Annotated in this window: 19 protein-coding genes and 2 tRNA genes; 8 read left to right on the top strand and 13 right to left on the bottom strand. The window is 47.6% G+C overall.

Going from position 1 to position 24,269, the window contains the following annotated elements; genetic code table 11:
* The first annotated feature begins 588 nt into the window (after positions 1-588).
* Positions 589-1,026, top strand: a complete 438-nt coding sequence (locus H6A28_RS10935) for an Hsp20/alpha crystallin family protein (RefSeq protein WP_204476172.1) — start codon at positions 589-591, stop codon at positions 1,024-1,026.
* A gap of 87 nt (positions 1,027-1,113) precedes the next feature.
* On the top strand, positions 1,114-2,043 hold the full coding sequence (locus H6A28_RS10930) for a DnaJ C-terminal domain-containing protein (RefSeq protein WP_204480281.1): 930 nt from the start codon (positions 1,114-1,116) through the stop codon (positions 2,041-2,043).
* A gap of 87 nt (positions 2,044-2,130) precedes the next feature.
* Here H6A28_RS10930 and H6A28_RS10925 read toward each other — a convergent pair whose 3' ends face one another.
* Both H6A28_RS10925 and H6A28_RS10920 read right to left on the bottom strand, forming a co-directional pair.
* Positions 2,131-2,808, bottom strand: a complete 678-nt coding sequence (locus H6A28_RS10925) for a response regulator transcription factor (RefSeq protein WP_204476174.1) — start codon at positions 2,806-2,808, stop codon at positions 2,131-2,133.
* A 6-nt stretch (positions 2,809-2,814) separates the two neighbouring features.
* The gene (locus H6A28_RS10920) at positions 2,815-4,242 is read right to left on the bottom strand and encodes a sensor histidine kinase (RefSeq protein ID WP_204480279.1); all 1,428 of its coding nucleotides are present in this window, start codon (positions 4,240-4,242) and stop codon (positions 2,815-2,817) included.
* Positions 4,243-4,404: 162 nt separating this feature from the next.
* Here H6A28_RS10920 and H6A28_RS10915 point away from each other — a divergent pair, with 162 nt between their 5' ends.
* Both H6A28_RS10915 and H6A28_RS10910 read left to right on the top strand, forming a co-directional pair.
* Positions 4,405-5,277 carry a GLPGLI family protein gene (locus H6A28_RS10915; protein ID WP_204480277.1) on the top strand — a complete coding sequence of 291 codons (873 nt, stop codon included), beginning with the start codon at positions 4,405-4,407 and terminating at the stop codon, positions 5,275-5,277.
* A gap of 11 nt (positions 5,278-5,288) precedes the next feature.
* Positions 5,289-7,802 (top strand): carboxypeptidase-like regulatory domain-containing protein, encoded by a 2,514-nt coding sequence (locus H6A28_RS10910; protein ID WP_204480275.1) that lies wholly within the window; start codon positions 5,289-5,291, stop codon positions 7,800-7,802.
* Positions 7,803-7,968: 166 nt separating this feature from the next.
* Here the strand turns inward: H6A28_RS10910 and H6A28_RS10905 are convergent.
* From H6A28_RS10905 to prmC, 8 genes are all read right to left on the bottom strand, one after another.
* A tRNA-Leu gene (locus H6A28_RS10905) sits at positions 7,969-8,054 on the bottom strand.
* Positions 8,055-8,070: 16 nt separating this feature from the next.
* A tRNA-Gly gene (locus tag H6A28_RS10900) sits at positions 8,071-8,143 on the bottom strand.
* 77 nt (positions 8,144-8,220) lie between these two features.
* Complete coding sequence (gene argH, locus H6A28_RS10895) at positions 8,221-9,561, bottom strand: argininosuccinate lyase (RefSeq protein ID WP_204476178.1); 1,341 nt, start codon at positions 9,559-9,561, stop codon at positions 8,221-8,223.
* A gap of 42 nt (positions 9,562-9,603) precedes the next feature.
* Positions 9,604-10,032 (bottom strand): SRPBCC family protein, encoded by a 429-nt coding sequence (locus tag H6A28_RS10890; RefSeq protein ID WP_177867328.1) that lies wholly within the window; start codon positions 10,030-10,032, stop codon positions 9,604-9,606.
* Between the two features lie 133 nt (positions 10,033-10,165).
* Positions 10,166-10,801: an orotate phosphoribosyltransferase gene (gene pyrE / locus H6A28_RS10885; RefSeq protein WP_022355171.1), complete on the bottom strand. Its 636-nt coding sequence runs from the start codon at positions 10,799-10,801 to the stop codon at positions 10,166-10,168.
* A 101-nt stretch (positions 10,802-10,902) separates the two neighbouring features.
* Complete coding sequence (locus H6A28_RS10880; protein WP_239465333.1) at positions 10,903-11,442, bottom strand: ComF family protein; 540 nt, start codon at positions 11,440-11,442, stop codon at positions 10,903-10,905.
* Positions 11,443-11,575: 133 nt separating this feature from the next.
* Positions 11,576-12,055 (bottom strand): regulatory protein RecX, encoded by a 480-nt coding sequence (locus tag H6A28_RS10875; RefSeq protein WP_204480271.1) that lies wholly within the window; start codon positions 12,053-12,055, stop codon positions 11,576-11,578.
* Positions 12,052-12,894: a peptide chain release factor N(5)-glutamine methyltransferase gene (gene prmC, locus H6A28_RS10870; protein ID WP_204480269.1), complete on the bottom strand. Its 843-nt coding sequence runs from the start codon at positions 12,892-12,894 to the stop codon at positions 12,052-12,054. The genes H6A28_RS10875 and prmC overlap by 4 nt, the downstream gene beginning before the upstream one ends.
* 32 nt (positions 12,895-12,926) lie before the next feature.
* On the opposite strand from prmC, the gene ribD reads away from it, so the two are divergent.
* The gene (ribD, locus tag H6A28_RS10865; RefSeq protein ID WP_204480263.1) at positions 12,927-13,967 is read left to right on the top strand and encodes a bifunctional diaminohydroxyphosphoribosylaminopyrimidine deaminase/5-amino-6-(5-phosphoribosylamino)uracil reductase RibD; all 1,041 of its coding nucleotides are present in this window, start codon (positions 12,927-12,929) and stop codon (positions 13,965-13,967) included.
* 2 nt (positions 13,968-13,969) lie between these two features.
* Here the strand turns inward: ribD and H6A28_RS10860 are convergent, their stop codons facing one another.
* Genes H6A28_RS10860 through H6A28_RS10850 form a run of 3 tightly spaced genes read right to left on the bottom strand, consistent with a single transcriptional unit; the run spans position 13,970 to position 19,193 of the window.
* Positions 13,970-15,637 (bottom strand): TonB-dependent receptor, encoded by a 1,668-nt coding sequence (locus H6A28_RS10860; protein WP_204480261.1) that lies wholly within the window; start codon positions 15,635-15,637, stop codon positions 13,970-13,972.
* A 1-nt stretch (position 15,638) separates the two neighbouring features.
* Positions 15,639-18,656: a tetratricopeptide repeat protein gene (locus H6A28_RS10855; protein ID WP_204476184.1), complete on the bottom strand. Its 3,018-nt coding sequence runs from the start codon at positions 18,654-18,656 to the stop codon at positions 15,639-15,641.
* Positions 18,657-18,662: 6 nt separating this feature from the next.
* Positions 18,663-19,193 (bottom strand): NUDIX domain-containing protein, encoded by a 531-nt coding sequence (locus H6A28_RS10850; RefSeq protein WP_204476185.1) that lies wholly within the window; start codon positions 19,191-19,193, stop codon positions 18,663-18,665.
* Between the two features lie 186 nt (positions 19,194-19,379).
* Between H6A28_RS10850 and H6A28_RS10845 the strand changes: the two genes are divergently transcribed.
* The 3 genes from H6A28_RS10845 (at position 19,380) to H6A28_RS10835 (ending at position 24,255) form a co-directional block, all read left to right on the top strand.
* Complete coding sequence (locus H6A28_RS10845; protein ID WP_148330419.1) at positions 19,380-19,850, top strand: Lrp/AsnC family transcriptional regulator; 471 nt, start codon at positions 19,380-19,382, stop codon at positions 19,848-19,850.
* Positions 19,850-20,167 (top strand): DUF4491 family protein, encoded by a 318-nt coding sequence (locus tag H6A28_RS10840; protein ID WP_204432821.1) that lies wholly within the window; start codon positions 19,850-19,852, stop codon positions 20,165-20,167. Before H6A28_RS10845 ends, H6A28_RS10840 begins: the two co-directional genes overlap by 1 nt.
* An 854-nt stretch (positions 20,168-21,021) precedes the next feature.
* On the top strand, positions 21,022-24,255 hold the full coding sequence (locus tag H6A28_RS10835) for a SusC/RagA family TonB-linked outer membrane protein (protein ID WP_204480260.1): 3,234 nt from the start codon (positions 21,022-21,024) through the stop codon (positions 24,253-24,255).
* Positions 24,256-24,269: the final 14 nt, after the last annotated feature.

Below are 24,269 nucleotides of genomic sequence, written 5' to 3'. Positions count from 1 at the left end.
TCGGGCAACCTTGGGTATGCAATGGAGGGCTCTCACCTCCTCCTAAAAGGGAAAACCTCCTGCCAAAGAAAGGATACTTTTACCGCATTTTCTACGTTTCCCTATAGAGAAACGTACGTTTTCCATAAGGGAAACCTATGTTTCCGCCACGGGAAACGTACGTTTTCGGGTAGGAAAACGTAAAAATAAAGCCGACCTTTACTCAAAAACATCCTGACATTCCCAAAAACAATCCATACCCCTATCTTTTACCCGACTTTTTCTTACAAAAACAAGATTTTGTGACAATATGTCAACAGAATGGACTTTTTGTCGGAATCTATCTATTATTGAATGACAATTTGTTACCATTTTCTACATGGCATACAGAAAGTATAATTTTCGAATAAAGAAAATAATTATGTAATCTACTCATAATAAGACAATTATAGAAAATTCTCACAAAAAAGGCAACTGTGGCACTCGTTTGTGGCACAGCCTTTGCAAATAGAGAAGTGAACTTGAACTTCAAGAAGTTGAAAGACCTCAAGGAGCTCGGGTTCAGAAACAAATTGATAATAAAAAAATAAAATATAGGAGATTACAACTATGATGCCGACTAGAAAATATTACAATCAGAACTGGTTACCAAGTATCTTTAATGATTTCTTTGATAACGATTGGATGGTTAAAGCTAACGCTACTGCCCCTGCAATCAATGTAGTGGAAAGCGACAAAGACTACAAGGTAGAAGTTGCAGTTCCGGGAATGACGAAGAACGATTTCAACATCCATCTGGGTGAAGATAACGAACTGGTTATTTCCATGGAAAAGAAGAGCGAAAACAACGAAAAGGACAAAGACAACAAAAAGTACTTGCGTCGCGAGTTTTCTTACTCAAAATTCCAACAGTCACTCTATTTGCCTGACAATGTAGATAAAGACAAAATCAGTGCAAACGTGGCAGATGGTGTATTGACAATTGATTTGCCGAAGTATTCTCAGGAAGAAAAAGCAAAAGTAAACCGTGTGATTGAGATACATTAATCATAACAACTAACCGAAAAGCTCTCGTCTGCATTTCCCTGCGGGCGGGAGTTTTTTATTCTGGAACCCACTAAAAACGATTGATATATGGCATTTATTGATTACTATAAAATATTGGGTGTTGACCGTAATGCCACACAGGATGAAATCAAGCAAGCTTACCGGAAGCTGGCAAAGAAATACCATCCTGACCTGAACAAGGATGACCCATCGGCGGAAGGAAAGTTCCAGCAGGTGAATGAAGCCCATGAAGTATTGAGCGATCCGGAAAAGCGAAAGAAATACGATGAATATGGGGAACACTGGAAACACGCTGATGAATTCAAGCAGGAACGTGAAGCATACAGTCGGGCCCAGCAGGAGAACGGTGGTTCAGGCTACTGGTACTCCATGAATGGCGACGAGTTCAGCGGAGGATTCGGAGGAGCTGGCGCAAGCGGTTTCTCAGACTTCTTCGAACAACTCTTCGGACACAGAAGCGGTGCCCGTAGAGGATACAGCATGCGGGCCAAGGGTGGCGACATAGAGGCCCAGATGCATCTGTCACTCAGTGAAGCATACGTCACCCACAAACAGACGTTCAGCGTCAACGGTGAAAACATCCGTATCACCGTCCCGGCGGGAGTAGCCGACGGGCAGACCATCCGGCTGAAAGGCTATGGAGAGAAGGGCATGAACGGAGCTGAAAACGGCGACTTGTACATCACCTTCGTGATTGACAAGGATGCTACTTTTGAACGGGAAGGCAACGACCTTTATACCCACGTGGATGTCGACTTGTACACTGCCGTACTGGGTGGAGAAGTACAGGTAAGAACCATGGACGGTATGGTTCGGTTGAAAGTAAAACCGGGCACACAGAACGGTACGCAGGTACGTTTGAGAGGCAAAGGATTCCCGGTCTACAAACAACCCGGTCAGTTTGGCGACATGATTGTCACGTACAACGTGAAGATACCGACTTCATTGACCGAAAAACAGAAAGATTTGTTCAACCAGCTGCGCGCTGCCAGCTGATAAGATATAAGCAACCCCGTAGGAGGTTTCCGCAAATGCGGAGGCCTCCTACGGTTTTTTTTTGTGTTTATCCCCAACCCCTTCAGCCTATCCTCGCAGCACATAGCCTTTTTTCATCACAGATTCGATCTTGACCGATGAATCTCCTTTCAAAGCCTTGCGCAGGTATGTAATCTGTACGTTCAAAGCCAAAGAGTTCGCATACGAAGTGTCTCCCCATACGTGCTCCAGCAACTGCTCTCTGCTCACCACAGAGTCTCGGTTCTTGATCAGCATACGGAGAATTTCTGCCTGGCGGGAAGTAATCATCACCTTATTGGCTTGGGTACGCAATTCATTGTTCGTGTAATCAAAAGTGGTATGCCCCAACGGATATACTTCCTTATCCACCGTATCTTCCACCTCCCCAAAACGCTCCTGAATCCGGGCAATCAGTTCCTCCGGATAGAAAGGTTTAGCCAGATAATCGTTAGCCCGCACCTTAAAACCTTCCAGACGATCCGTCTTGTCGGAACGGTCGGTCAGGAAGAAAATCAACACATGCCGGTCATGCTCCCGAATCTGTCGGGCCACCTCATATCCATTCACTTCGGGCATATTGATATCCAGCAACACCAGATCGGGCTTCACTTCGGGATACTGCTCCAAGGCAATCCGTCCGTTGCCGGCATAGAACACCTCATATCCCTCGGCTTCCAGAAAACGTTTCAGAATCAGGGCATATTTCAGATCGTCGTCTGCAAAAAGAATCTTCAAGTGTTTCATACATCGTCATTTTGATTGAGGAATTTCAATGGTAAAAACGGAACCTTTACCCAATATACTTTCTACACCCACAGTTCCTCCATGGGCTTCCACCATCAACTTTACATAACTCAGCCCCAGACCAATTCCCGGCAGACCGCGGCCGACCATCTGCTCCGAACGGTAGAACTTGTCGAAAATGTGCAACTGGTCTTGGGAGGAAATACCGAAACCATTGTCAGCTACCCGTATCACCAGTTCCCCTTCTGCCAGCGAGGCACTGATACGAATGCACACCTCATTACCCGAGTACTTTATGGCATTTTCCACCAAGTTGCTGATGCTATTCGTAAGATGTACCGGATCGGCAGTTACCCACAACGGATTAGGAGTGAGCCGGGTTTCAAAACGTACATGCTTGTCAGCCGGAATTACGGTCAGCCTCAACAATTTCTCCAAGGTCTCACTCAAATTGAACAAACGCATAGAAAGCGGGGTCTGCTCATCATCCGCCCGTGTCATTTCACGTACCTTCACCAGATAAGCCGAAAGATTATCGAGTTCGAACATGGAGTCTTTCACCACCTCATCCATCATCTGCTCATCTTTCCGCATCCGCTTGTTGTTCAAGAACGCCACACACATTTTCAAAGTCTGCACCGGACGTTTCAGCTCGTGAATCATCGTATTCACAAAACCTTTCCTCAGCTCATCCAGCTTGTATTGTTTCAAGATGGTCCGTACCTGATAAATCAGACAGAAAATCAACAACAGAATCAGTATCAGCGAACCGACCAGCTGCCACCCCATCTCTTTCAACAACGGGTTTGTCGGCAGGTCGACATAGCCCGTCACCGCATCGCGGACAAAAGGATTGTAGGGGTAAATAAATTTCATGCGATACCTCATGCATGATTTCTCCACCACATACGTCCCCTGCCAAAGAAAGGAGTCAAGTTTGACCAGCTGCCAATCCGTCGCATGAATGTGGTGGCTGGTGAAGAGCGAATCTAACGCCTGCAAATCAAATGGTCGGTCTGCATACTTTGTGTAATGCAAGCTTGCATTCACAACCTCGTCAAGAGACAAACCGGTGACATTAAATGAGTCTACCAGATGCAAATTCCCCAACGAATCCGCATCATATAATTTAGAAAATCTGACATACGATTCAGCCTTCCCTTCCTCAAAATTCATTTTCAGGGAATATCCCAGCTTGACCAAATCAGAATCTTTCGTTGCCCGGTTCGCGTCCACCATCTTGATGGTATGGTTGGCATCCAGTGCCAACGTAAAATTCTTATCCTGAAGTACCAGCAGGGTATCATTCAACCGGGCCATATAGGCCAACGCCGTATAGGTATATTGTTGGTACAACCAATACACCTGCCCGCCAATCACCAGCAAAGCGGTTACGATTGTCAATATCCACACCAGCTTGATTTGTTTTCCCATCTTTCAAATTCTTTTCCACAAAAATAAAAACCTTATGCGATTTACAAGGTATGTCCATCCTCCCAATTTGAAGAGGATAATATTTCAGTAATAACTTTTTTCCATTACTCGCCGCACCACCGTTTACCTTTGCCGCATCAGAAAACTTTAAATTACGGGAATATGAACAAAAAATTATTTCTTACACTCAGCCTTTTAGGCTGCCTGTACACTGCGCTCTCTTCACATGCACAACTCTTTGTGGTAGATACAAGTTCCATCTTTAACCAAGACTCCATTGATACCCAACGCATCAAGGTGCAATATGAGATGACCTATCTGCAAGACACGGTTTCGGAAGACGCCAAACCCGGCCGAGAAACCCTGATGCTGGAAATCGGCAAACAGTACAGCAAATGCTACAGTTATAACTTTTATGTATGTGACTCGTTGTTGATTGCCGACGCCCAGGCAGGAGCATCGAAGGAAACCATGTTACAACACGCCGCTGCGATTGGGGACTCTCGAATCTCTTACCAAATATTCAAACATTACCCAGCAGGCAAAGTCACCACGCTCGACCGTCTGGCAACCACCAATTTCTTGTGTGAGGAGAAAGAGGAAATGCCGGAATGGACGGTTCTCCCTGATACGGCCACTATTCTTTCTTATTCCTGCCAAAAGGCTACCTGCCGCTTTAAAGGCAGAAATTATACTGCCTGGTACACGATGGAAATTCCTATCTCAGAAGGGCCCTGGAAACTGTACGGATTGCCGGGACTGATTATCAAAGCAGGAGATGACAAAAAGCATTATACGTTCAGCTGTACCGGAATAGAACAATGCAAAACTCCGAAACCCATCCTGATCAATCTCAAAGGAAGGGAAAAGGTTTCCCGCCCCAACTTAAACAAGATGTACGAACGGATGGCCAAAGACCCGATGAGTTTCATCGCTTCGACTGCACCCAATGTAAAGGTCAGTGTGACCGACGAACACGGGAACCCGATGAAATCATTCTCCATACCTTATAACCCTATTGAACTGTCTGAATAATCCTCTGCCGTATGAAATCCTTGATTTTTTTCTTCTTCCTGCTTTTCACCTGTCAGATGCAAGCGCAGTCCCTGATCAAAGGGAAAGTCATTGACAACGAAACGCACCAACCGCTGGAAAGAGCTGCGGTCACCCTCACCCGCGACTCAAGTAGCACCGTCTACAAGTATACCTTGACCGACCCGAAAGGATGTTTCTCGTTCTCCGTATCCGAAGACGCTGCATGGACGGTACATGTCACCTACTTGGGATACCAGAAAGAAAGCCGACCTGCGCAAAAAGGAAAAGAAATGACCTTCCAGCTGAAACCGGAAGCCATCTCCTTGAAAGAAGTGGAAATCAAGGGAGGACGTATCTACGGACGACAAGATACCGTGAAATACGACCTGTCCCGTTTCACTTCCGGAAAAGAGCAGAACATCAAGGAGGCATTGAAAAAACTACCGGGAATTGACGTAAACGAACAAAGTGGGGAAATCCGATACAACGGGAAAGCCATCAGTCAGTTTACCGTGGAAGGAATGGATGTGTCGGGAGGACGCTATAACCAAATCACTGAGAATCTCAAAGCAGATGCAGTGGAAAAAGCCGAAGTAATCGAGCACTTCCAGCCCATCCGTTCCTTACGCAACAAGATGCCGAGTGACAAAGTGGCTTTGAATCTGAAACTGAAACCGGAAATCCATTCCCGCTGGCTGCTTACCTTGCAGGCAGCCGGCGGGTATGGTGACCAAATGTTGTATAACGGAAAGCTCAATGCCTTACAGCTGGCTCGTGAACGGCAAGGTATCTATTTGTATAAGGCTGATCATACCGGAAAAGACCTTTCCACCGAACTGCAACAACTGATCACCGACAACCAGAACTTTCTCACGCCGGCCGATGTTCCGACCTTTATCGACCAGCCCACCTTTTCCTTTCCTTTGGAAAAACAACGGTTGATGGACAATACCACCCATCTGGCATCAGTGAATCGTCTTTACCGAAAAAACGAGGAACAACAGTCCCGTTTCACCTTCCACTACTTGTACGATGAACAACACCGTAACCAAGGAACCCAGGAAATTTACTACTATCCTACCGATACCATCCATATCGCACAAGCACAGAATTACAGTCTGTACACTCATCAGGCGCAAGCCACCTACAACTATGAACGGAACGACATACGGTCTTTCTTCCGTAATCTACTGGAAGCCCACGGAGTTTGGAGTCACAGTCAGGAAGACCTGCACGGCAACCGGGAACTGACCCAGCGCCTGCAAACGAACAGGCTTCAGCTGACTAACCAAATGAATCTCTTGACTACCCATGAGCACGCCACCTCCGGCTTTCGCTCTTTCTTCCGCTATACCTACCAGCCCACCACACTTCAATTTGCACAAGTCAATCAGTCATTCGGGCTCCAGCAGGCCTATATGGACAACCAAGGGTATTACCAATGGAAAAAGAACGGAATGACTATTGGAATTACCGGAGGCGTCCAAGGAGAATGGTTGTCACTGCACCAAACGGCTAATTTCTCCAGCCCCCAGTTCAAGCTCTATGCCATCCCGATGTGGATGTGGGAACAAAACACCTTCCGTCTGACCGTATCCGCCGATGCGGCTTTTCTAAGGAAAACCAATCCACAATATACAGACTTACGAGTCAGTCCGACAATTTCACTATACTGGCAGTTCAACCCACGTTGGGAGTTGACCGCCCGCGCCCAGTTCCAACAAAAGAATGAAGAAGTCACCGCATACTACCCGTATTCTTATTGGAAGAACTACCGGACCATGGTTTCCTTTTCACCTCGTGTCCCAGAGTTGGAGGATCAGCTTTACTCTTTTTACTTGACTTACAAACGGACTGTCCACGAATTTTTCTGGTCACTTTCAGGAAGCTACTGGAACCGGAAGAACCCACAGTTAGTTCATTCAGAATATCAAGACAGCATCTTCACTCTTACAACCTGGGAACTACCTAATCATAATCGCAGCTACAGCCTCACCAGTCTGCTCTCAAAAGGCTTCTATGACTGGCATCTGAAAACTTCACTGGAAGCCCAACTCCTTTACAGTGAGGGGAAACAAGCCGGACAGGGCTCGGTCCAAAACTACCGCTACACCCAACTTACTCTCACCCCCAAAATCGATTGGTCGCCTCTCTCTTGGTTCAATGCTACGTACCTGGCAACCCTTACCTGCAATCGTTCCCACCTCGGAGAAGGAAACAGTCTGCCTGCCCTATGGAATATCCGCCAAAAAATCAACCTTGAAATAGGGAACCGTACCTTCCTAGTCCGTCTGATTGGTGAACATTACTATAACCAGCTCGACGAAAACAATCACCAGCATGTATGGCTTGCCGACGCCGAAGCCTCATATATTAAGGATAAATGGCGGTTTTCCCTGAGTCTATGCAACTTGTTCAATCAAAAGGAATACCGGTATACAACTTATTCGACCATCCAACAATATACTTCATGGATTAAAATGCGACCAAGAGAAATCTTAGTTTCAATTCAATATCAGTTATAACGCATACCAAAAGCAAAGAAAAGTCAAATCTTGGTTTAACTTTCAGTTTAACTTGGAGCTACAGAAACACACTTATTGAATATAACTAAAACAATTTTAGAATACTCAGAAAAAAGAAAAGCCCCTGTAAAACATTAGTTTACAAGAGCTTTAATGATAATATCTGTACTCGAAGCGGGACTTGAACCCGCACAGCCATTACTGGCCAAGGGATTTTAAGTCCCTCGTGTCTACCGATTCCACCATTCGAGCATCCTTTCAAAGAAAGAGCGGAAAACGAGACTCGAACTCGCGACCCTAACCTTGGCAAGGTTATGCTCTACCAACTGAGCTATTTCCGCGTTTACGGGTGCAAATGTAGGGAGTTTTGCAATACGCTCCAAACATTTCACCCGTTTTCTTCTTAATTTTTATGCGTTTATCGGCCTAAAAGGGCTTTTTCAGCCCCTTCCACTTTGTCAAAGCTAAATCCGCTCACGGCCTGTTTCATCAGTTCCTCAATCTTGTCGTTACACAAGTTGCCGATGCTTCCGGCATGGGTGTGATGCACGGTCTTTTCGTGGGTAAACTTACCGGCTTCGATGTCCAGACCCACTTTCTTGTAGGCATCACGGAACGGCATGCCTTCGGCTGCCAGACGGTTCACCTCTTCCACACTGAACATATACAGGTATTTGTCATCGTCCAGAATATGTTCGTTGATTTTAATCTTGTCCATGATGTAGGTAGCCATCTGCAAGCAGTCTTCCAGTTCTCCGAATGCCGGAAGGAACACTTCCTTGATAATCTGAAGGTCACGGAAATAACCGGAAGGCAAATTGTTCATAATCATCATGATCTGCTGCGGAAGGGCCTGAATCTTGTTGCATTTGGCACGGGTCAGCTCGAACACATCCGGATTTTTCTTGTGAGGCATGATACTGGAACCGGTGGTACATTCATCGGGCAGTTTCACGAATCCGAAGTTCTGACAGCTGAACATACAGGCATCAAAGGCCATCTTCGACAAGGTGCCGGCAATGGAAGCCAGTGCAAACGAGACGTTGCGTTCCACCTTTCCACGTCCCATCTGGGCATACACCACATTGTAGTTCATGGAATCAAATCCTAACAGACGGGTGGTCATCTCCCGATCCAACGGGAAAGAAGAGCCATAACCTGCCGCAGAACCCAACGGATTACGGTTGCACACCTTATAAGCGGCCTGCAGGAACACCATATCGTCTACCAGACTCTCGGCGTAGGCACCAAACCACAAGCCGAAAGAAGAAGGCATGGCAATCTGCAAATGGGTGTAACCCGGCATCAGCACGTCTTTATAGCGGTTACTCTGGGAAATCAGTACATGGAACAGACGCTCCACCGCCTCGGCCACCGACTTCAACTGGGCGCGGATGAACAACTTCAGGTCCACCAGCACCTGGTCGTTGCGCGAACGGCCGCTGTGTATTTTCTTTCCCACATCTCCCAGACGACGTGTCAGCATCAGTTCCACCTGTGAGTGAACATCTTCCACTCCGTCTTCGATGACAAATTCTCCGCGTTCTACGGAAGCATATATTTTTTTCAGTTCTTCCAGCAAAATCTTCAGCTCGTCGGCCGTCAGCAGTCCGATACTTTCCAGCATCGTGATGTGTGCCATCGAGCCCAATACGTCATACTTTGCCAGATACATGTCCATTTCACGGTCACGTCCCACGGTAAAGCGGTCGATTTCCGCATTTACCTGTACATTTTTCTCCCAAAGTTTTTGAGCCATAATCACAATTTTTATTCACCGGAGATTTTCCGGTCGTTTCATTTAATAAGGAAGCATGGCCAGCATATCTGCCAGTTTCTCCACCCCTTCCTGCAACGGTTTTGACACCATGGCCTTCATAAACATGTTCACTTCGGCACGGATGGTGACTTTCATTTTGGCCTCTCCCTCGCTTACAGGAAGAATCTGAATCCACAGGTTCAAAGGTATAGGCGATTTGTCACCTTCAAACTTGATGCACTTCAGGGGTTCACGCTCAATGATGCGCAATGTGAGGTTGATGCCCTGCACCTTCAGGGTGATGGAATCACGGTCGAACGACATGTCTTCCAGCTTTCCGTCCAGCTTGTCCTTCACCTCATTCAGACGCTCCCGAACCCCTTCCAGGTTGTTCAGGTCGGACAGTTTGTTATACACTCGTTCCTGACTATAAGGAACATGCTTCACATTACTTTCAAATTGTACAGCCATGTTATTTTTTTAATCTTCGAGGAAAACCGTTCGCGGCATCGCAAAAAAAAATGTCATCTTGAGCAGAGTGGACTCGCTCAGGATGACATCTCCTATTTACAATCCGAGACTGCTTTCCTAATTACAGAATCTTTTATTTTCCAGTCCAGTGAGAAGGATCTTCTCTCCATGCCTGCAGCACGGGGATGTCTTCTTCATTGATGTAATCAGTCTTCAAGGCAGCATCCAGCACGGCATTGTAGTTGGTCAAAGTAACCAGTTCTACTTTTGCTTTCTTGAATGCTTCTACCGATACATCGAAACCGTAAGTGAAGGAAGCTACCATACCGATCACTTCACAACCGTCACGACGGATGGCATCGACTGCCTTCAAGCTGCTACCACCGGTTGAAATCAGGTCTTCTACTACAACCACTTTCATACCCGGACGCAACTCACCTTCAATCAAATTTTCCAAGCCATGATCTTTCGGGCTTGAACGAACATATACAAACGGCAAGTTCAACTCCTCTGCCACCAAGGCACCCTGTGCGATAGCACCCGTAGCGACCCCGGCAATAGCGTCTACTTCACCGAACTTTTCCAGAATAACACGACAAATCTCCAACTTAACGAAGTTACGAAGTGCAGGATATGACAAGGTCTTACGATTGTCACAATAAATCGGTGATTTCCAACCTGAAGCCCAAGTAAACGGGTTAGCCGGCTGAATCTTCACAGCCTTCACCTTCAGCAACTTTTCTGCAAATAATCTTTCCAAAGCTTTCATAACTTTTTAATTCTCTGATAAATGTTTTTGCAAAATTATGGAAATACATCGGGAATAGAAAATTTAAGGGTATTAAAATTTTTAAAAGGTGTCAGAATGTGCTATTTCGTCCATGCCAGTGTAACAATACTGAGATGAATTTCTTTTATTTCTGACAAAACCTCCGCACAAGAAGTAAGTGTGGCACCAGTTGTCAATACGTCATCCACCAGCATTACGTGTTTCCTTTCCAATACACGTGTATCTCCTGCCAGTTGAAACAGATGGGAGGCGTTTTCCTGACGTTCCCAGGCCGATTTATGAGTCTGTGTCTGGTTGTTACGTACGCGCCGAAGGACGCCGTCACACACCGGAATGCCGGTTACCCGGGAAATGCCCTCCGCCAGCAACAGACTTTGGTTGTACCCTCGGGTACGCAGGCGGTCCGGATGCAAAGGTACCGGTAACAGATAATCCACGCCTGCAAAGAATCCGGAAGACTGTAGTTCGAGAGCCAGTACCTCTCCCATGTGTCGGCACACCTGCCGACGACCGTAGTATTTCATGCCTGCCAGAATATGTGCCACTTTTCCCCCACGAGAGTACCACAACAAGGAAGAAGCCCGCACAATGGGAAAACGTCCCCAAAAAATCTTTTCCATTTCATTGCCGGGTGTATTCCCCAAATGGGTGAAAGGCAGCTGCGACAAGCAGTCACAACAAAGCACTTGCTCCGAAACCAGCAACTTTTTTCCACAGGCCATGCACAACCTGGGAAAGAAGAAATCGCGTATGTCAGTCAAAATCCTCATCCGGGTCCAGTTGGTTGACGTAACGGCGTATCTCTTCCAGCGTAAAGCCCCGCCCCATGGCAAAACGAATCAACTTCATGCTCCGCTCATAGTCGTTGGCAGCCTTGATGCTTTTCATCTTCTGCTTCAAGAGCTTTTTCAGAATGCCGTTGTACTCTTCGGTATCAATCTCTTCCAGTCCGGCCTGTATGTCTCCGTCCGACAACCCTTTCATGCGGAGCATTTGGGCAATCTTCATACGCCCCCACTGATTGAAACGATACTTGTCGCGCACATAGAAACGGCAGAAACGAGCCGCATCCAGGTAACGTTCCCGATGCAGATGGGCCATTATCTGGGCCGTAACTTCCTCCGAAGCCCCCCATTTACGGATTTTTTCTTCCACTTCCGACGGGCAGCGTTCCACTGCCGAACAATAGGCCTCAGCCTTGCTTTTTATCTCTGCTTCACTTAATTCTCTCATGGTCTCACCGCTTTTATCATCCGGTCGTTTCCCGACAAATCTTTCCGCAACACAATGTCGCGATACCCACACGCTTCCAGCATCCGCACGGTTTCCGCCCCGTAAGCCCGGTTGATTTCAAAATACAAGGCCCCGCCTTCCGTCAGCCAGTCGAGTCCTTTCCGGGCAATCCGCCGGTAAAAGCGCAACGGGTCTGTATCCGGAACAAACAAGGCCAACACCGGTTCCCAGTCGAGCACATTCGCCTCCATGTCCTTCCGCTCGCTGTCGGTAATATAAGGCGGATTGCTCACCAACACGTCTACTTGGCAATCGGGCAATTCATCTTGCAGGATGTCGGCCTGAAACAAGGTCACTTTGTCGCCGTACCGCTTTACATTGACGGTTGCCACCTTCAGGGCCTCAGCCGACACGTCACACGAAGCCACCTCCGCCTCCGGCAGCCTTTCTGCCAGTGTCACCGGAATGCAGCCACTTCCCGTTCCGATGTCGAGGATACGTACCTTTCCGGCTTTCTGATAATCAGACACCATCCATTCCACCAGTTCCTCGGTCTCAGGACGCGGAATGAGCACGCCTTTTTCCACGTGAAAAGACAATCCGCAGAAAGGTGCTTCCTGTAGAATATACTGCAGAGGTTCCCGTTGTTTCAGGCGGCCAAGAATATCCTCCACCTCCTTCCACGCTTTCGTGGAAAAATTCATATCTTTGCCTGTATAAAGTTCCATTGTGGAAAGATGCAGGATGTCCGACGAAATCCATTTCGCCATGGCCGATGCCTCCCCTTCTCCGTAAAAGGGACTCAATTCTTTTTTGATATGTAGATAAACCGGATGCATGATTGCAAAAGTAACGATAAAAAACGAAGATTATGACGATAGATGAAAAATATATGCGGCGCTGCATACAGCTGGCCAGAAACGGCATTTGCCACACAGCCCCCAACCCGATGGTGGGAGCGGTGATTGTACGTGACGGAAAAATCATCGGTGAAGGTTACCATGTGTGCTGCGGCCACGGACATGCCGAAGTGAATGCCATTGCTTCGGTGAAGGATGAAAGCCTGCTCAAAGAGGCTACCATTTATGTCAGTCTGGAACCGTGTTCCCACTATGGGAAGACTCCTCCCTGCGCCGACCTCATTATCCGGAAAGGCATCCCCAGGGTGGTAGTGGGTTGTGTCGACCCGTTCTCTTTGGTGGCCGGAAGAGGTATCCAGAAGCTGCGGGATGCCGGCATCGAAGTCACGGTGGGCGTATTGGAAAAAGAGTGCCGGGAACTGATTCGCGCCTTTATCACATTCAACGTGAAGAAACGTCCTTACATCACTTTGAAATGGGCCCAGTCGGCCGACGGCTTCATCGACATCCGACGCGACGAAGGAGCTCCCGTACGCCTTTCTACCCCGTTGTCTATCTTGGCCGTGCACAAGATGCGGGCGGAACAGAAGGCCATCCTGGTGGGACGACGTACCGCCCTGCTCGACAATCCGTCGCTGACGGTACGCGAATGGTACGGACAAAACCCGCTCCGACTGGTTATCGACCGACAGCTGACCTTGCCGCCTCATCTGCACCTGTTCGACGGCAGCACTCCTACCCTCGTCTTTACAGAAAAAGAAAAGGCCGATACCCAGAACCTCACGTACGTGACACTGGATTTCGGCCAGAATATCCTCCCGCAAATCATGCAGGTACTCTATGAACGGAAAATTCAGACATTATTAGTAGAAGGAGGAAGCCAGACGCTTCAGTCCTTCCTGGAACAAGGACTATGGGATGAAGCCTTCATCGAACATGCGCAAGTATCCTTGCACGACGGAATCCCGGCTCCTACCCTTCCCTACAGCTCGGAAAACCGTTTCTTCTTCCGTGACGGCGCACTGGTACAGCACTGCCGCCACGCAGAATAAACTTAGAAACGGCAGCTGATACCCGCCATGAAATGCAAGCCTTCCACCGGATAACCTGCTTCTGTGGCATACGTCTTGTTAAGCAGGTTGTTCAGGCGGGCAAACACGTTGAAACGATTCAACAATTCATATTCCGCTCCTACCGACAAGTTATTCACATCGTTGGCACGCCCCAGTTCACCCATCTTCTGACGGCGTTCATAATTATAACTCAGCAGGGCATGACAGTCCTTGACTACTTTCGCGCGGATACCGAAATCTACCTTCGCCTGAGGTTTGAGCTGTAACAAGCCTTCATTGCCTTCTGTCACAGTCCAGTTGTAATAAGCGCCACTCAATGAGAAATCCACCCAGTCACGGTAGGCATAGCTTACGGAAGCACCGCCGTAACCCACTTTTCCTTTATCCTGCCAGATACCGGTATAGAACACATTCTGCTTGTCCGTTGCAAATCCACCCGGCACAGCAAACAGTTCATTCTTGGTGATGCGATAGCCTCCATAAAGTTCGAATCCCAAGCCTGTCACCGGAGAAGCTTTCAGCCCCAGTTTGGCATCTAACGGTGTATAGGAAGTTTTCATCTGCTGTGCCACCACCCAGTAAGGTGAAAAATCATTCAACCGACGGAAGTCATTCAGGCGACTGCCTCCCAGCAGGTTCACATACACCACATACGAATCGGCGAAGGTATACTCCAGCTTTACATCGGGAGCCGCTTTCACTCCTCCACCATTAGCCGTCTGCACATCCACATGCGCGCCCAGACGTAACCTAAAGACTTCATTCTGAAGGGTATAATACGGATTCAACTGCACCAAGGTATAGTCCTGCTGCGATACGTCATGAATCAGGTTGTCCATCTCCAATCCCACACCTACTTGTTGCTCGTCGTTGATGTTGCCAGCCATGAATCCCTCGGTATGCACGATGTTTTCCGAACCGTGCCGCATGTAATAGGTATCGTAACGGGTACTGAAACTCCGCAAGCCCGTCTGCAAACCAAACTGAATGGGCAGGTCCTTGTCGCGGGATACTACTCCCACATAACCTTCTCCGAGCGTATAACGCTGCGTAGTAGGGAAATACTCTATCCGTTCGTCTTCCTGCAAAGAAGGCATGTAGTTAAATACCTGCGAAGCAAAAGCACCTCCTAACTTCAAGGCCACACTCCGGAAGTCGTGCCGGTAATCCAATGACACATCCGTCCGGTAGAAACGGGATTTCCAGTCATCTGGGCTCAGGAAATGCGGAATCTCTCCGTTCCGTCCATACAAAGAAGCCATCACTCCCAATTGGTCCTTGGAAGATATATCCCACAGATAGCTTCCCTTCAAATCCACATTATTCAGGTTACCATACGCCAGACGGACATAACCGCGGTCGGCTCCCTTCTGTGCCCATTCTCTCGACATAGCCTCCATCGGCGTTACCTTCCAGGCTCCTAACGGATGCCGGTCTGTGGCATACTGGATGGCCTGTTTCGGAGCAGCAGGCTCCTCCACTTCGGGCATGACGTTCACCTTGAACGCATCCATCACTTCAGGATTGTACTGATTCTCCACCACCACCGTCCGATTCAAGGTGGAATCTTTTTCCGCTCCCTTCTGCGCGCAGATTGTGGATACAGGCCACAAACCGGCGCAAATCAATATCGTACTTATGTATTTCATCTTACTTTACACTTTTAAGTTTGGCCAAACGGCTTTCAATCATTCCGGCAATGTCATCGTCCGCCTGATAATTCTGTTGCAAGGACAGCAGATACTGCTTGGCCTCCATCTTGCGGCCCAGTTTCACGTACACATCCGACAGGAGGACAAAACTTCTCGCCAGCCAGTAGGCGTGCGGGGTACTGACCTCGATGTAGTCGAGCACTTCCTTCTCGGCCTTGGCCGTTTCTCCCTCGTCGAAATAAATCTGTGCCACCAGATACTTGGCCTCTGCCCCATACACGGTACGGGTATCCTTGGCCAGTTCCATGAAATCGGCCAGCGCTTGCTGTTTCTGTCCTTCTGCCTGCAAAGCCTTAGCCCGGAAATACAACGCTTCGTTCCGCACCTCCGGCGTCAGCTTGGTCTGCTTGAGCAAGGCCGAAGCCGTGGTCACAATCTCAGCCCGGTCACCCAGCGCATGGGCACTTCGCAAAGCCCCCAGTTCTGCCTGCAAGCGATCTTCCTGTACCGAAGAACGATCGGCCAGACGCTTGTACAGGTTCAGCGCCTTGGCATATTCTTTCTGGTTGTAAGCCATCTCGGCACAAAGTGCCAGTGCCTCTCCTTCGTACTTGCTGCCCGAATAGCGGAGTACCTCTTCCAAGCGAGAAGCAGCCGACGCATAATCTTTCTGATTGTAGTCAATCAAGCCCAGATAATACGCGGCATCCACACTGAAAGCTCCCTGTGGGAACGACTGCAAGTAACGTGTCAGGCTGGTCTTGGCTCCGGCAATATCACCGCGCATATAGGCCCGTTCAGCCGCCGTATAGGTCAGCGAATCCCGTTCGCTCACATCGAACTTGGCCCCACCGGGGATGGTAGAAGCAAACGCCATGTAATCGTCCACCTTGTTCAAGTCTACATAAATCGATTTCAAGTCGCGCTGTGCCAACCGCGCTTCTGAACTGCCCGGGTAATTCGTAATCACCTTCTTGTAGGCGGCAATCGCCTCTTCGTAGCGGTCGTTCTGATAATACAGCAGACCGATTTCGTTGGCGGCCCGACGGGACAGTTCACTTTCCGGATAGCGCTGCACCAGCAATGAATACCGCTTGATGGCATTCTCGCTGTCCTCCATCTGCACGAACGCACGTCCCTGTTCATACAAGGCATCGTCCAGATATGCCGACGAAGGATAATCCGTAATCAGTTTGTTGAGCACCTGAATCTTTCCGGCGTAATCCCGCTGCAACCCCTTCACGATACCTTCCTGGAACAAGGAATAGTCGCCCAGCGAAGGAGCGATAGCCACTGCCTGTGCATATTGCTGACGAGCCTCTTCAAAGCGGCGTTCGTAGAAATAGCAGTCGCCGATACGGTTGTAGGCATCGCCCGTCACCGAAGGTTCCTGTGCCCGTCCGTTCTGTACGCAACGGACAAACCAGTCGCGTGCAGAGTTATATTGTTTCTGCTTGAACAAACTGTATCCTAAACAGTAAAGTGCCAGTCCGTATTCCTGTGAACTCTTGTCGGTGGCAAACTCCAAGTAAAGCCGCAGGTCGTTGGCAGCCTCCGGATAACGTGCCAGCCGGTACTTCGATTCACCGCGCCAATAGTACGCATCCGCCTTGGTCTTCTGGTTGTACTGTCCCAGCTGCAAGGAACGGGTAAAATAATCCAGCGCTCCCGTATAATCCGCCTGTGCAAACAGCTGCGTACCCATGCGGAACAACAGTTTCTGCTTGGCCTCCAGGATACGGGCACTCGGATGGGTAATCTTGTCGATGGACTGCAAAGCCACCTCATAGCTGCGGGTATTCATGTACACCTCTACCAGGTAGTCGTTTACCTTTTCGGCATAGACCGACGACGGGTATTCGTTCAGGAAACGTTCAAAGACCGTCACTGATTCGGCAAACGGAGAATACGACGTTTCGTGAATGCACAGTGCATAGTTGAACAACGCCTGTTCCTGAATGCTGCGGTCAAAGTCCATACGCGACGCCTGTTCAAAGGCCATACGCGCCTGGTTACGCTCCTTCAACTGCAAAGCAGCCAACCCCATGTGCAGGTAGGCATTCTGCGCCAAGGCATCCGGAGCCCCCGTAGCCTCTCCCAAGCGAGACAACGCCTTGGAATAGACTCCCGTATTGAAATAGCTCATACCCAGCTTGTACATGGCCAGCCGCGACGGCAACTCTTCGGCCGCACGATAACGCTCCAGCGACTGAATGGCTGCCGCATATTCTTTCTGCCCGTACGCAGCCTCTCCGGAAATACGGTTCATCTGTCCTGCATTCAGTTCATTCGGATACAAGGCCAAATAGGCATCTGCCACCTTGCGAGCCTGGGCATAATTATTCTGAATCAAGTAAATATCCGCAATATAATAAGGTGCCAGTTTCTGGAACTTCCGGTCGTCCTGTACCTCACGGAATCCCTGCAAGGCCGAATCGTACTTTTGCTGTACATAATCAATGTACGCCAGGTTGTACACCGCATCGTTGCGATACTCCTTGCTTGAATCCTTCAGCACCGAAAACCAGAAGGCGGCATCCTGCCACTTGTCCATCTTCAGATACGACGTACCCATGCGCAGGGCACTGGCATCGCGTTCTTCATCCGACAAGAGGGAAATATCGCATCCCTTCAGCGTGGCGATGGTTTCCAGGTACTTGTCTTCCGAAAAATAACTGGCAGCAATCAGCGCCTGCACCCGGTTGCGGTAACGCGATTCCGGATGCGCTTCCAAATAATCAAACAAGACCTCCCGGCACCCCGGCAGACGCAGTTCATACGCCGTACAAGCCAGCATGTAATCCACCTCATCGGCCCAGGCCTTTTCCCCCGCCTGACGGGTATAACGGACAAGGGTCTGTCGGGCAGCGGCGTAATCCTGACGGAGAAACAGCTCCCTTCCCTCGTTGAACAAACGGTCGGCCCCGGTCAGCGGTTCTACCTGCTGTCCCGACACAGCCAGCGGCAAGGCGCAACAAAGGCCTGCCGTCCAGATATATTTCTTATACTTACCCATAATTCCTTATTTTATGTTCCGATGTGCTTCCAGAAAGCGTGCCACTCCTTTACGCACCGACTCCAATCCGAAGTCCTCCGGGTGAATTTCCTCCAACGGCATCCACCACGCATCGGCCACATCATCCATTGCCTTGACCAGATGGTCGTCGGCCACCTTACACAAGAAGAACTGGTCGAGCGTATGTACCAGGAAGCCTGAGTACAGGTACGTATTCGGTAAAGAAAACAGATATTTCGCTTCTGTCACCACCAGTCCCGTTTCTTCCTTCACCTCACGGGCTACTCCTTCTTCGCCGGTTTCATACATATCGATAAAGCCACCCGACAAATCCAGCGTACCCTTGGCCGGTTCTTTTCCACGACGGCAAACCAGCAGTTCACCTTTTCCGTTCAGAATAAAGGCCACCGTAGCCGCACTCGAATTAAAATAATACACAAAGCCACAGTCCGCACATTTCTTGGACTTTTCATTGTGCACCTCAAAATGAGGAGAACCGCACACCGGACAAAACTTAAACAATTCCAATGGATGCATAGTTTTTCAATTTAATAAATAATAAGCTTCACAAAGATAAGCAAATAGGGCATATTGCTTACATTATTCACCGAGAATTTGTTATTTCCCCTAAAATAATCACGTTTTTTCGTTCAAAATAGCGTATAGATAAAAAAGTTTTTCTACATTTGCTTACAATATGATAAAACAAGAACCATTTAGAGTATGGAAAAAATTGATAAACTTGACAAACAGATTCTGGAAATCATTTCGCAGAATGCCAGAATCCCGTTTAAAGATGTAGCTGCAGAATGCGGTGTGTCACGTGCAGCCATTCATCAGCGTGTGCAGCGCCTGATTGACCTTGGCGTAATCATTGGGTCAGGCTACCATGTAAATCCGAAGAGCCTGGGTTACAGCACTTGTACCTATGTGGGAATCAAGCTGGAAAAAGGTTCCATGTATAAAAGCGTAGTGGCAGAACTGAAAAAAATTCCCGAAATAGTGGAATGCCATTTCACTACCGGTCCTTATACCATGCTGACCAAACTGTATTCTACAGATAATGAGCACTTGATGGATTTGCTGAACTCCAAGATTCAGGAAATTCCGGGAGTCACCGCTACGGAGACACTGATTTCACTGGAACAGAGCATCAAGAAAGAAATTCCTATCCGTAAAGAAATTGAAGATTGATGGAGGGACTGGACGGTCTTCACTGGGAAGGCATACTCATCGGAGTCTGCACGTTTTTGATTATCGGACTGTTTCATCCGGTAGTGGTCAAAGCGGAATATTACTGGGGAACACGATGCTGGTGGTTTTTTCTGGTGCTGGGTATCGCGGGCCTCATCGGTTCTATTCTGGTGAGCCAGATTTTCGTGTCTTCCCTGTTGGGAGTCTTTTCGTTCTCCTCCTTCTGGACCATCAAGGAAATCTTTGAACAGCGCGAACGCGTGCTGAAAGGCTGGTTTCCAATGAATCCGAAACGGAAAAAGGAATACGAACAATAAAATCATACATACTTGAATAGGGAAAAGGGATACCTCAAACGAGGGTCCCTTTTTTATTTTATCGTCTCAAAATCGCAACATCCATTTTATTGCAAATCCAAGTCACAAAGTGCAAACGCAAGGATAAAGTTTCTTCAAACGCCGTACGTTTTTTACGTTTCCCTCATGCGAAACGTACGTTTTCCTATAGAGAAACATACGTTTCCGCCACGAGAAACGTACGTTTTTGGGCAGGGAAACGTAGAAAAGAAGTCAAGATTTCCGAAAAAGCACCCGTAGTTTTCTAAAATAAGTTCTGCACCCCTCCTCATTATAATACAACTTTTAACAAATTTACCGCTCTCATTCCGCATTTTCCTTCTCCATTTTCTTTACGGAATACACCTTAACTTAAAACATAACCGTTAAAAACAATTTTACTTTTCTCCGAAAACAAGCCTATCTATCCTTTACTTGCAGTTTAAAGTTTTCAACGCACCCCCAAAAACATATCACCAACAATCGGTGAGAAATAATAATAATTTCATTTTATCTACACTTCAATTCTAACAGAATAAAATTTCCTGTTTTCTCTTTCATTTTATATTTCACATTCTGTCACTACACCACATCAGGAGACGTATAATAGCATATAGTAAGCAAATAAATAGTAATTCGTAAAACATACCATCACTTAGTTAAAACAGGATAACAGAAAGAATAAAATTCACCATATTTTCACAGACATGCGTATTTATTTTCAAAAAAAAACAGATTTATACCAAATAAATAAATTTATTACTTATATTTGCGATTGAATTGTTGTTGTTAAAAACAGTATCATATTGTTACATTAATTTTAAAAGAGAGAATTTATGAAAAAACGAACACTCTTCTTTCTTACATGCTTATTCTTGAGCATTGGAATGATGTGGGCACAGCATTCCACCGTATCGGGAATTGTAATTTCCGAAGAAGATGGCGAACCCGTAATCGGAGCGTCAGTACTGGTAGTTGGAACACAAACTGGTACAATGACCGACCTTAACGGTAAATTTACCATTTCAAATGTCCCGGCATCCGCCAAACGTCTAAAGATTTCCTATGTAGGTATGCGCCCTGCTGAAGTCCGTATACAATCAGGATTAATCCGGGTAACCCTACAATCCGACACAGAAATGCTAGACGAGGTTATGGTGGTAGCATTCGGTACACAGAAAAAAAGTTCTTTTACAGGTTCTGCGGCAGTTCTAGATAGTGAAGATCTAGCAAAACACATTACTACCAATGTGGCCAATGCACTGGTTGGAACAACTCCAGGTTTACAGATGCGTGGCGGATCAGGTGCTCCAGGTGCTAGCAGCGGAAGCATCAACATTCGTGGTATTTCTTCTCTTTCATTAAGTACAGAACCTTTGGTTATCGTAGATGGAGCTCCTTATTCGGCTTCTTTGAGCAACATTCCACAGAGTGATATCGAATCAGTTACCGTATTGAAGGATGCCGCTTCTGCCGCTCTGTATGGTGCACGTGGTGCATCAGGTGTCATCTTGATTACCACCAAAACCGGAAAGAACAAAAAGCCGCAGATCAACGTGGATATGAAATGGGGTGCCAACAGCCGTGCCATACAGGATTATGAAACCATCAATGACCCGGGACAGTACTATGAAGCCATGTACAGCCAGTACTATAACTACTATTTCTACGGCCAAGGACAGAACGCAGCCACTGCCAATGTCAATGCCAACACGACCATGTTGAACCAGTTGGCGTATAACGTATACACCGTACCGAATGGAGAACAGCTTATCGGTCTGAATGGAAAATTAAATCCGAATGCCACTCTGGGACGGGCTTATGAAGCAAACGGGGAAACTTACTACTTGTATCCGGATAACTGGACGGATGCAGCATACAGCAATTCACTTCGCCAGGAATATACCATCAACATCAACGGAGCCAACGATAAAGGTTCATTCTATGCCAGCATGGGTTACCTGGATGATAACGGTATCATTGAATACTCTGGCTTCAAACGTTTTACAGCACGTGTAAAAGCAGATTATCAACCTACCAAATGGTTGAAACTGGGTGCCAATGTAGGCTATGTGAATTCTACTACAGAATCCAATGCCAACATGAACACTACTCTTAATTCATCCAACCTGATGTATTATACCTCTTCTATTGCACCGATTTATCCGATTTACGTACGCGTATTGGATGCCAACGGCAACCCGACCATCCGTCGTGATGAATTCGGAAACCCGCAATACGATTATGGTGTAGCCGCCAGCAACTATCCGGGACTGACCCGTCCGTTCTCCGGCACCAACAACCCGCTGGGTACCAACCGTTACAACACGGATGAGAGCAAGGGACAGCAGTTCAACGGTAACTTCTCATTGGACATCAATTTCACTGATTTCTTGAAATTCAATGCCACCAGCTCTCTGATCTGGGGACACACCAACTATTCTCTGATGCAGACTGCACTGTACGGACCGAAAGTTTCTGCCGGAGGTCAGATTGACAAATCACAAACAGACAACTTGCGTCAGAACCATGTACAGACATTGACTTACTTCGACCAGTTCGACAAACACAACATCAATGTCATGTTGGGTCATGAATATTATGACACCAAGACCACTTACCTTTATGCTTACGGTCAGGGATTGTTCTCCCAGTACATTCCGGAAATCAACGCCTCAGCCAGCAAGGTAAGTTCAAACTCTTACACCAGCGAATACAATGTGGAAGGTTATTTCGGTAGTCTCCAGTACAACTACGATGACAAATACTTCCTCTCTGGTTCTTACCGTCGTGATGCTTCTTCACGTTTTGCCAAGGAAAACCGTTGGGGTAACTTCTGGTCAGCCGGTGCCGCATGGTTGATCAACAAAGAAGAGTTCTTCAACGCATCATGGGTAGATGAATTGAAACTGAAATTATCTATCGGACAGCAAGGTAACGATAACGTAGGTGATTTCGCATACGTAAACACTTATTCACTGTCTGCCTCTACTCCTTCCAGCATGTCTGCCGCTTTCCGTATGATGGGTAATCCGGAAATCAGCTGGGAAACCACCAACAACTTGAACGTCGGTGTAGAATTCAGCTTGTTCAATCGGAGACTTTCCGGTAGCATCGATTTCTATAACAAGAAAACAACCGACCTGCTGTTCTGGTTGAACATTCCGGAATCAGCCGGTACACGTGGTTACTACGACAACATCGGTGATATCCGCAACCGAGGTGTGGAAGTGACCTTGCAAGGTAGCATCATCCGTACACGCAATATAGATTGGAGTGTACAGTTCAACATCGCCCACAACAAAGACGAAATCCTTTCATTGCCGGCCTCAAAAGTAGGTTTGCTGGGTGGTTACAGCGCCGACTGGAAATGGTATAAGGTAGGTGGTTCCATCTACAACTACATGTTGCCTGAATATGCAGGTATGGACGAACAAGGACAGGCCCTCTATTGGGTAGATGCCGACATGGTAGACCCATCTACTGGTGCCAGCGCCACAAACCGTCCGGCCACCAATCATTCTTACACAACCACTGACCCGAACTCTGCTTCCCGTTACGAACAAGGCAGTAGCTTGCCGAAAGCTTATGGTGGTTTCGGAACCACTCTTAGTGCCTACGGCTTCGACTTGTCCATGACTTTCGATTATCAGATTGGCGGTCAAGTGTACGATGCACGTTACATGTCATTGATGACCAACCTGACTGGTTCAGCCACAGGTTCTGCCCTCCACGTAGATGCCCTCAAGGCTTGGACTCCGAACAACACATCGAGCGATATTCCGCGTATGCAATATATGGACCAGTACACAGCTGCCCGTTCAAACCGCTTCATGACAGATGCAAGCTATCTGAACTTCCAGTCATTCACTGTAGGTTATACCTTACCCAAGAAATGGCTGAGCAACCTGGGCATCGACAAGCTGCGTATCTATGCCAGCGGAGAAAACCTGTGCTTCTGGTCTGCACGTCAAGGACTTGATCCTCGTTATTCATTCAACGAAAACACTCAAGTCAATGTCTATTCACCCGTACGTACTGTTACAGGCGGAATCCAGTTGACATTCTAATCCATTTTTAACCA

It is taken from the genome of Bacteroides mediterraneensis (assembly GCF_016900355.1).
GTDB lineage: Bacteria > Bacteroidota > Bacteroidia > Bacteroidales > Bacteroidaceae > Phocaeicola.
This window is presented reverse-complemented; position numbering and strand designations above follow the sequence as displayed.